The organism is Variovorax sp. FG153 (assembly GCF_057809595.1).
In genome coordinates this window covers 81,024-88,929 of record NZ_JBMDKG010000038.1, presented here as the reverse complement: position 1 = coordinate 88,929, position 7,906 = coordinate 81,024, and the positions used below count along the sequence as shown (strand labels likewise).

Sequence of the window (7,906 nt, the reverse complement as noted above, 5' to 3'; positions counted from 1 at the left end):
CGCCGGGAAGCTCTGGACAAGCGGCGCATCGGCCTCGGCTTCACCGGCCTGGGCGATGCCCTGGTCATGCTGAATTTGCGCTACGACATGCCCGAGGGCCGCGATGCGGCGCAGCGCATCGCCCGGGCCTTGCGGGACGCGGCCTACGCCGCATCGTGCGAACTCGCCCGCGAGCGGGGTACCTTTCCTCTCTTCGAGGCCGATCCCTACCTCCGCCCGGGCACCTTCGCCTCCCGTCTTCCTGATCCGCTGAAGGCGCTGATTCGCGCGCACGGCGTGCGCAACTCGCACCTGCTGTCGATCGCGCCCACCGGCACCATCAGCCTGGCCTTCTCGGACAACGCGAGCAACGGCATCGAGCCCGCCTACGCATGGACTTTCGCGCGGCGCAGGCGGTTGCCGGACGGGCGGATCGGGGAATACAGGGTCGAGGACCACGCGATGCGGCTGTATCGCGAACGCAAGGGGCCGCAGGCGGTGCCCGGTCCCGCTTTCGTCTCCGCCCTGCAGATGAGCGCGCTGGCGCAGGTGGAGATGGTGGCCGCCGTGGCGCCTTGCATCGACGCGGGCATCTCGAAAACGGTCAACGTGCCAGCGGATTGTCCATACGAAGAATTCGAGGAGCTGTACATGCACGCATGGCGCCTCGGACTGAAGGGGCTGGCGACCTACCGGCCCAACGACCAGCTGAGGGCGGTGCTGGAAGCCCGCCCGGGGCCGTCATGCACCGGGTGCGCGACCCCGCTTCCATCGGCGTGAGGCTCAGCCCTTGAGCCAGACGGAGGCAACGCCCGCGCAGGCCAGGCTGGCCAGCAGCTCGGCCGCCACGCGCAGGGCGTAAGCCCAGCCACCCGCTGCCAGGGCCACTGCGCAGCGTGTGAGCGTGTTGGTTCCCACCGCCAGGAGCACGCCGCGCACGAAATGGTCCGTGGACAGGGTGCCGGCCGCATGCAGCGAAGCGAGCGAGGCCACGGGGGCATGCGCATCGGCCAGCGCCGCGAGCGCGATGCCGATCTGCAGCCCCGCGTCGCCGAAGTGCCGCTGCGCCGTGCCCACCAGCAATGCAACCAGCGCCAGCGCGGTCGCAACGACCAGCGCCTCGCGGGGCCGCAGCGCACTGCGCGTGTCGGCTCGCGCCTCGATCGCGATGCGAGGCTGGGGCGACAACAGAGGCAGCAGACCCGCGGCAGCCGCGCCCGCCGCACCGGCGAACGCCACCGGAAGCAGCGCAAGACCGGCCTGCGGCGAAAGTGCCGCAGCCATCGTCAGAGCCAGCACCCATGTTGCGACCGCGGACAGGGCCGCGGCGCCAGCCAGCAGGCCGGTGTGCGAAGGCTGTTCGCGCGCGCGGCTGCCCAACGACGCCACGGTCGCCGTGCTCGACACGAAGCCGGACGCGAAGCCTGTTCCCAGCAGGCCGCCGCGCACACCGAGCCAGCGTACGGCCGCCTGTCCCGCGGCCTGTACCGACATGATCAGCAGCACCATCGCGGCCAGCGGCCGTGGCGCGATGCCGCCGAGCATCGCGACAGGCTGGGACGGAATGAGCGGCAGCGCGATCAGAGCGAGCGCCGCCAGCAGCACGCCGTCGCGCAGCTCCTGTTCGCTGAGCAGTTCCGTGGCGAAGCGGTGCAGCCCGCGGCGCGCCGCCAGCAGCAGCGCCAGGCCCGTTCCGCACGCCGCACCCAGCGACGGCTCGATGACGCTCAGCACGCCGATCAGGTAGGTGGCGAACAGCGCGATCTCGGTGGTCATGCCCGGGTCCGGCGAGCGGCTCTTCCAGTGGGACACGGCCGCCAGCGCGGCGACGAGCGCCCCCCCGATGGGAACGAGCGCCAGGCCCGGCAGGATCTGCGCCACCGCGCCGGCCAGCGCCACGATGGCGAAGGTGCGCAATCCCGCGGCCGCGCGCCGGTCGCCGTCGCCCTTGCGGCGCTCGCGCTCGATGCCGACGATGAGGCCGATGCGCAGCGCCACGGCGAGCCCGACGATCGCGGCCGATGGGCTGATGGTGCTCATGCCTTCAGTGTCGCCCCGGGCGGCGCGGCGTCAAGACTCGATGGCCATCGGACATTGCCCGAGATCGCTTGGGCTTGATCTCGCGCAAACCGGGAGCATCGCGCGATGCCGAGGATGGCTTCATCTCCGTTGCGCTGAACACCATGCCTAGACAAATCCTCCTGCTTCAGGGCCATCCCGATGCGTTGGCCCCGCATTTCGGCCATTCGCTCGCCCAGGCCTATGCGCAGGGCGCGCGGGCAGCGGGCCATGAAGTCCGGGTCATCCACGTTGCCGAGCTGGACTTCCCGCTGCTGGGCAGCAAGACGTCATGGGACACCGAAGCCGTGCCGGTGGCGCTGCAGCCGGCGCAGGAGGCGATCCTGCGGGCCGGGCACATCGTGCTGTTCTTTCCCCTGTGGCTCGGCGGCATGCCCGCCGTCACCAGGGCCTTCCTCGAGCAGGTGCTTCGCCCGGGGTTTGCGCTCGGGCGGCCATCGGAAGGCGGCATCGGCGCGAAGCTGCTCAGGGGACGTTCGGCACGCATCGTCGTGACCATGGGAATGCCGGCGCTGGTCTATCGCTGGTACTTCCGCGCCCACAGCCTGAAGGCGCTGGAGCGGAACATTCTCGGCTTCGTGGGCATTGCGCCGGTTCACGAAACCCTGGTCGGACAGGTCGAGAGCATGAGCGATGTCCAGCGCGAGCAGTGGCTGCGCCGGTTCATTGTCCTGGGACGCGAGGGCCGGTAGAGGGCTTCTTGCGCGACGATTCGGAGATTCCTTGCGCTATCTCAAAGAAAGAGCGCGCCCGGACGCATAACGTGGCGGCATGAAAGCACTCGTATACCAGGGCCCCGGTCTCAAGTCGCTCGAAGACCGTCCAAAGCCTGAAATCCAGACGCCGGGCGACGCCATCGTGCGGATTCTCAAGACGACCATTTGCGGCACCGACCTGCACATCCTCAAGGGGGACGTGGCGAGCTGCGCGCCTGGCCGCATCCTCGGACACGAGGGCGTGGGCGTCGTCGAGACTGTCGGCGCAGGCGTGACGGCCTTCCTCCCCGGCGATCATGTGCTGATCTCGTGCATCTCATCGTGCGGCAAGTGCGAGAACTGCCGCCGCGGCATGTATTCGCACTGCGCCACCGGTGGCTGGATCCTGGGCAACACCATCGACGGTACGCAGGCCGAGTACGTGCGCATCCCGCATGCGGACACCAGCCTCTACCCCGTGCCGCCCGGTGCGGACGAGGAGGCGCTGGTGATGCTCAGCGACATCCTGCCGACCGGCTTCGAATGCGGCGTGCTCAACGGCAAGGTTTCGCCGGGCAGCACGGTGGCCATCGTGGGCGCGGGGCCGATCGGCCTGGCCACGCTGCTCACGGCCCAGTTCTACTCGCCGTCGCAGGTCATCCTGATCGATCTGGACGACGGCCGGCTCGAGGTGGCGCGCCGGTTCGGCGCGACGCACACCATCAACAGCGCTGATGGCAAGGCCGCGGAGGCGGTGCTCGCGCTGACCGGCGGCCGGGGCGTCGACGTGTCGATCGAGGCCGTGGGCATACCGGCGACCTTCGTGCTGTGCCAGGACATCGCGGCGCCCGGCGGCATCATCGCGAACATCGGTGTCCATGGACACCCGACAGACGTTCACCTGGAGCGGCTGTGGTCGCAGAACATCGCGATCACCACGCGGCTGGTCGACACCGTTTCGACACCGATGCTGCTCAAGACGGTGCAGTCCCACAAGGTGGACCCGGCGCGGCTGATCACGCACCGGTTCAAGCTGGACCAGGTGATGGACGCCTACGACACCTTCGGGCGCGCCGCCGAGACGCATGCGCTGAAGGTGATCATCGAAGCCTAGGGCGCGGCTTCCGCAGGACCTTTGCGCTTCCTTTCATTCGTGTTCATTCTTTCAACGGGTTTCTCATGCCGCTCTATCACGCCGTCGCCTGGGTCGATCACCACGCCGCGCAAGTCTTCCAGTTCGATGCCTCGCAGGTTCTTGCGCAGCAGGTCAGGGAGCACGTCCACTGCACCCGCCAGCATGGCAGCAGTGTGCGCAGCGAGCACGAGTTCTTCGGTGAGGTGTGCGACGCAATCAAGGACATCACCGAAGTGCTCGTCGCCGGCTCGCGCACGGCGCAGGCGGATTTCCGCCATTACGTGGAGAAGCACCGTCCCGAGATGGCGAGCCGCATCGTCGGCTGGGAGACCGTGGGGCACATGAGCACCAACGAGCTGGTGGCGATGGCTCGTCGCTATTTCTCGGTGCACGCCTTCATGGCTGCGCCCATGAAGGCCGGATGAGCCGGGAGATGCAAGTGCCGGGAGCCTGCCACATCGCCGCCCTGGGCATGGTGCTTGCGCTGTCGCTTGCCGGCACGGCGGGCGCGCAGGTGGCCGGCGTCCGCCGCCTGGGCGCCACGACGACCGAGACCGAGCAGGTGATCGCAGGCTGGAGCGCGAAGCAGAGCATTCTTGGGCGCACCGTGTACAACGCCGCGGGCGACAGGCTGGGCAAGGCGCTCGACCTGATCGTGGACACCGACAAGCGCGTGAGCTTCCTGATCATCGACACGAGCGGCCCTGTCGACCTCGTCGGGGCATCCCGGCATCTGATCGCCGTTCCCGTGGCGCAACTGCAGGTGCACGGCGGCCGCCTCCTGCTGCCCGATGCGGACAGGCAGGCGCTGGCGTCGCAGCCGGCCTTCGTCCATGCACCCGTCACCCGCACCCAGAGCTCGATCGTCGAGCGGGCACAGCAGGACGTGGACAGGGCGCGCAAGACCATCGCCCAGCTCGAGCGAATGTCCGCGCACAGCAGCGGCGACGCCAGGGCGAACCTGGAGCGACAGATCCTTTCGCTGCGGCAGGACCAGCGGGCGGTGGAGGACAAGATGGCCGAAATGGAAGCCGCCGACGCCACGCAATGGCAGGCCGTGGAGGCCGAAGTCGGCCGGGCCTCCGCGCGCCTGCGCAATGCGATCCGCAACGCACCGACCTGAGGAACGCCCGCCCGTTGCCCAACAAGACCTTTAGCTCGTGGAGACACTTCCCATGCCCGACGACACTCTTTCGACGACGCCGCTGGCCTTCGGCAACGGCTATCTTCAATCCGTGATGAACTGGCAGATGGTCGTCGGCAAAAGCCTGGTGCTGGCGCAATGCCAGCAGCTCGAAATGATGACCGCATGGCAGCGCTCGATCAGCGCCGTGCAGCACGAACTCATGGACCATTGGGTCTGCCGCTTCGGTGGCGGCGTGCCGCTGGACGGCTAGGTGCGCGAAACCGGATGCGCACCATGATGTTGTCCCCTCCCCTGTGCAACATGCTCGACGGCATCGGCCAGCGTGCCGCGACCCGCTTCGCCGTCGTCATGCCCGACGGCAGCCGCCACGAGGTCGGTGAGGGCGAGCCGGTCTTCACCATCGTCCTGCACACCGATGCCGCACTGTTCGCCACGGCGACCCGCGGCCATATCGGGCTGATGGAGTCCTACTTCGACCAGGAGGTGGATGTCGGAGGCAACTTCGGAGCTGCCCTGGCCGTCGGCTTCGACCAGCAGGCCGGTGCGCTCAACGGCATCGAGAACATCCTGCACGAATTGCGCCATTCCAACCGCGACCCAGCCCGTGCCAAGGCCAACGCACGCGCGCATTACGGGCTGGGCACCGGCTTCTACCGGCCGTGGCTGGACGATCCGCTGATGATGTACACGTGCGGCTACTGGCCCGAGGGAACCCGCAGCCTGGAAGAGGCGCAGCGCCACAAGATCGACCACGTGTGCCGCAAGATCCTGCTGAAACCCGAAGACCGGTTCATCGACATCGGCTGTGGCTTCGGCGGTTTCATGTTCCGTGCGCACCAGAAGATCGGTGCGACGGGCGTAGGCCTCAACACCACCACCGAGCAGGTCGAGTGGTTGCGCGAGGAGATCGAGCGGCGCGGGCTGGAAGCCTCGCTGCAGGTGCGCGAAGCCGACTTCCGCGACGTCGACCAGTGCTACGACAAGGTCGTCTCCATCGGCACGCTGGAGCATGCCGGCCGCGACCAGTTGCCCGAGGTGATCCGCGCGCACGCGCAGTTCCTCAAGCCCGGCGGGCTCGGCGTCCTGCACTTCATCGGCCATGTGGGTCGCTTCGAGACGGAGCTGTTCATCCGCAAGCACGTGTTTCCCGGCGGCTGGATTCCCAGCCTGGCCGATGTGATCGTGGAGATGGAGCGCAGCGGCCTGGAGGTGGTGGACATCGAGAACCTGCGTCGCCATTACGCGCCCACGCTCGACGCCTGGGCCGAGCGCTTCGAGAAGCACTGGCCCGCGATCCAGGCACGCGACCCGCAGCGTTTCGACGAGCGCTTCCGCCGCATCTGGCGCACCTACCTGATCGGCTGCGCCGAGATGTTCCGCTCGCCGGCGGGCTACACGCACCTGTTCCAGATCGTTTTCAGCAAGGGCAATGTGACGCCGGACAGCTACCCGATGGGCCGGGGGCACCTGTGTGCACCCGAGCCTTGAGGCGCAGGCCCATGCGGCGCGCAGGCGCCGCCTCCTGGCAGCGCTGCAGGGGGACGGCGCGGCGCCGGCGGCGCCGATCGCGCTGGCCAAGCGGACGTCCAACCTGTTCCGCGACCGCGATGGCAAGGGCGGCCCGAGGCGCCACCTCGACCTCGGGGATTTTGACCACGTCATCGGCATCGACGCCTCGTACAACACCGTCGAGGTCGAGGGCATGGCGACCTACGAGACCCTGGTGGCCGCCACGCTGCAGCACGGCATGATGCCGGCGGTGGTGCCGCAGCTCAAGACCATCACGGCGGGGGGCGCGGTGGCGGGCGTGGGCATCGAGGCGACATCGATGCGCCAGGGCCTGGTCCACCATTCGATGCGCGAGCTCGATGTCCTGCTGCCGGACGGGCACATCGTGCATTGCACGCCCGACAACGAACACCGCGACCTGTTTTTCGGCTTTCCCAACTCCTACGGCTCGCTCGGCTACGCGCTGCGGCTGGTGCTGCGCACGCTACCGGTGCTGCCCTGCGTGCGGGTGGAACACATCGGATTCGACAAGCCCGCGGACTTCTTCGCGGCGCTGGCCGAGGCCTGCGAGGGCGATGCCGATTTCGTCGATGGCGTGGTGTTCGGGCTCGGCTCGCTGGTGCTGAACATCGGGCGCTTCGCGCATGCCGCCCTTTGGCTGAGCAACTACGAGTTCGAGCGCATCTACTACCGCTCGCTGCTGGAGATGCCGGTCGACTACCTGCGTACGCACGACTACCTGTGGCGCTGGGACACGGACTGGTTCTGGTGCTCGCGCAACTTCGGCGCGCAGAACCGGCTGGTGCGCCGGCTGTTGGGCCGCGGGCACCTGAACTCCCGCACCTACACGCGGCTCATGCGTCTGAACGCCCGCTGGGGCGTGACCAGGCGCCTGGCCGAATGCCGCGGGCTGCACACCGAGTCGGTGATCCAGGACGTGGACATCCCGCTGCGCGCGGCACCGGACTTTCTCGAATTCCTGCTGCGCGAGATCGGCATCCTGCCGGTCTGGATCTGTCCGCTTCGGGTGCCCGACCCGCACGCGCACTTTGCGCTGTACCCGCTCGAGGCCGGCACGCTGTACGTGAACTTCGGCTTCTGGGATGTGGTCGAGCGCCGTGAGGCGCATGAGGCCGGGCATTTCAACCGGCTGGTCGAGCAGGAGGTGCTGCGCCTGGGCGGCATCAAGTCGCTCTATTCGGACAGCTTCTTCACGCGCGAGGAGTTCGACCGCGCCTACGGGGCGGACGTCTACGCCGGGCTCAAGCAGCGCTACGACCCCGAAGGCCGCGCGCCGCACCTGTACGACAAGTGCGTGCTCGGGCGCTGACCCGATGTGGCCCGACGCCGACCTGGTGCTGG

The 7,906-nt window shown here is 68.4% G+C and carries 8 protein-coding genes and 1 pseudogene; 8 read left to right on the top strand and 1 reads right to left on the bottom strand.

All coding sequences use genetic code 11. The features are described from left to right. Positions 1 to 759, top strand: a pseudogene (locus tag ACODT0_RS31235) (adenosylcobalamin-dependent ribonucleoside-diphosphate reductase); the annotation flags it as partial. Between the two features lie 3 nt (positions 760 to 762). Here the strand turns inward: ACODT0_RS31235 and ACODT0_RS31230 are convergent. Then, the gene (locus tag ACODT0_RS31230) at positions 763 to 2,019 is read right to left on the bottom strand and encodes an MgtC/SapB family protein (RefSeq protein ID WP_489043065.1); all 1,257 of its coding nucleotides are present in this window, start codon (positions 2,017 to 2,019) and stop codon (positions 763 to 765) included. A 68-nt stretch (positions 2,020 to 2,087) separates the two neighbouring features. Between ACODT0_RS31230 and ACODT0_RS31225 the strand changes: the two genes are divergently transcribed. The 7 genes from ACODT0_RS31225 to ACODT0_RS31195 all read left to right on the top strand — a co-directional run bounded on the left by ACODT0_RS31225 (position 2,088) and on the right by ACODT0_RS31195 (position 7,874). Continuing rightward, entirely contained in the window at positions 2,088 to 2,750 is a 663-nt protein-coding gene (locus ACODT0_RS31225) for an NAD(P)H-dependent oxidoreductase (RefSeq protein WP_489043064.1), read from the top strand. Between the two features lie 79 nt (positions 2,751 to 2,829). Continuing rightward, entirely contained in the window at positions 2,830 to 3,867 is a 1,038-nt protein-coding gene (locus tag ACODT0_RS31220; protein ID WP_489043063.1) for a zinc-dependent alcohol dehydrogenase family protein, read from the top strand. Positions 3,868 to 3,932: 65 nt separating this feature from the next. Further along, positions 3,933 to 4,313 carry a hypothetical protein gene (locus tag ACODT0_RS31215; RefSeq protein WP_057590487.1) on the top strand — a complete coding sequence of 127 codons (381 nt, stop codon included), beginning with the start codon at positions 3,933 to 3,935 and terminating at the stop codon, positions 4,311 to 4,313. After that, positions 4,310 to 5,011 carry a PRC-barrel domain-containing protein gene (locus ACODT0_RS31210; RefSeq protein WP_489043062.1) on the top strand — a complete coding sequence of 234 codons (702 nt, stop codon included), beginning with the start codon at positions 4,310 to 4,312 and terminating at the stop codon, positions 5,009 to 5,011. The genes ACODT0_RS31215 and ACODT0_RS31210 overlap by 4 nt, the downstream gene beginning before the upstream one ends. 52 nt (positions 5,012 to 5,063) lie before the next feature. Then, positions 5,064 to 5,285 carry a hypothetical protein gene (locus tag ACODT0_RS31205; protein ID WP_261211851.1) on the top strand — a complete coding sequence of 74 codons (222 nt, stop codon included), beginning with the start codon at positions 5,064 to 5,066 and terminating at the stop codon, positions 5,283 to 5,285. A 50-nt stretch (positions 5,286 to 5,335) separates the two neighbouring features. After that, entirely contained in the window at positions 5,336 to 6,523 is a 1,188-nt protein-coding gene (locus ACODT0_RS31200) for a class I SAM-dependent methyltransferase (RefSeq protein WP_489043061.1), read from the top strand. Then, on the top strand, positions 6,507 to 7,874 hold the full coding sequence (locus ACODT0_RS31195; protein ID WP_489043060.1) for an FAD-binding oxidoreductase: 1,368 nt from the start codon (positions 6,507 to 6,509) through the stop codon (positions 7,872 to 7,874). Before ACODT0_RS31200 ends, ACODT0_RS31195 begins: the two co-directional genes overlap by 17 nt. Positions 7,875 to 7,906 lie beyond the last annotated feature (32 nt).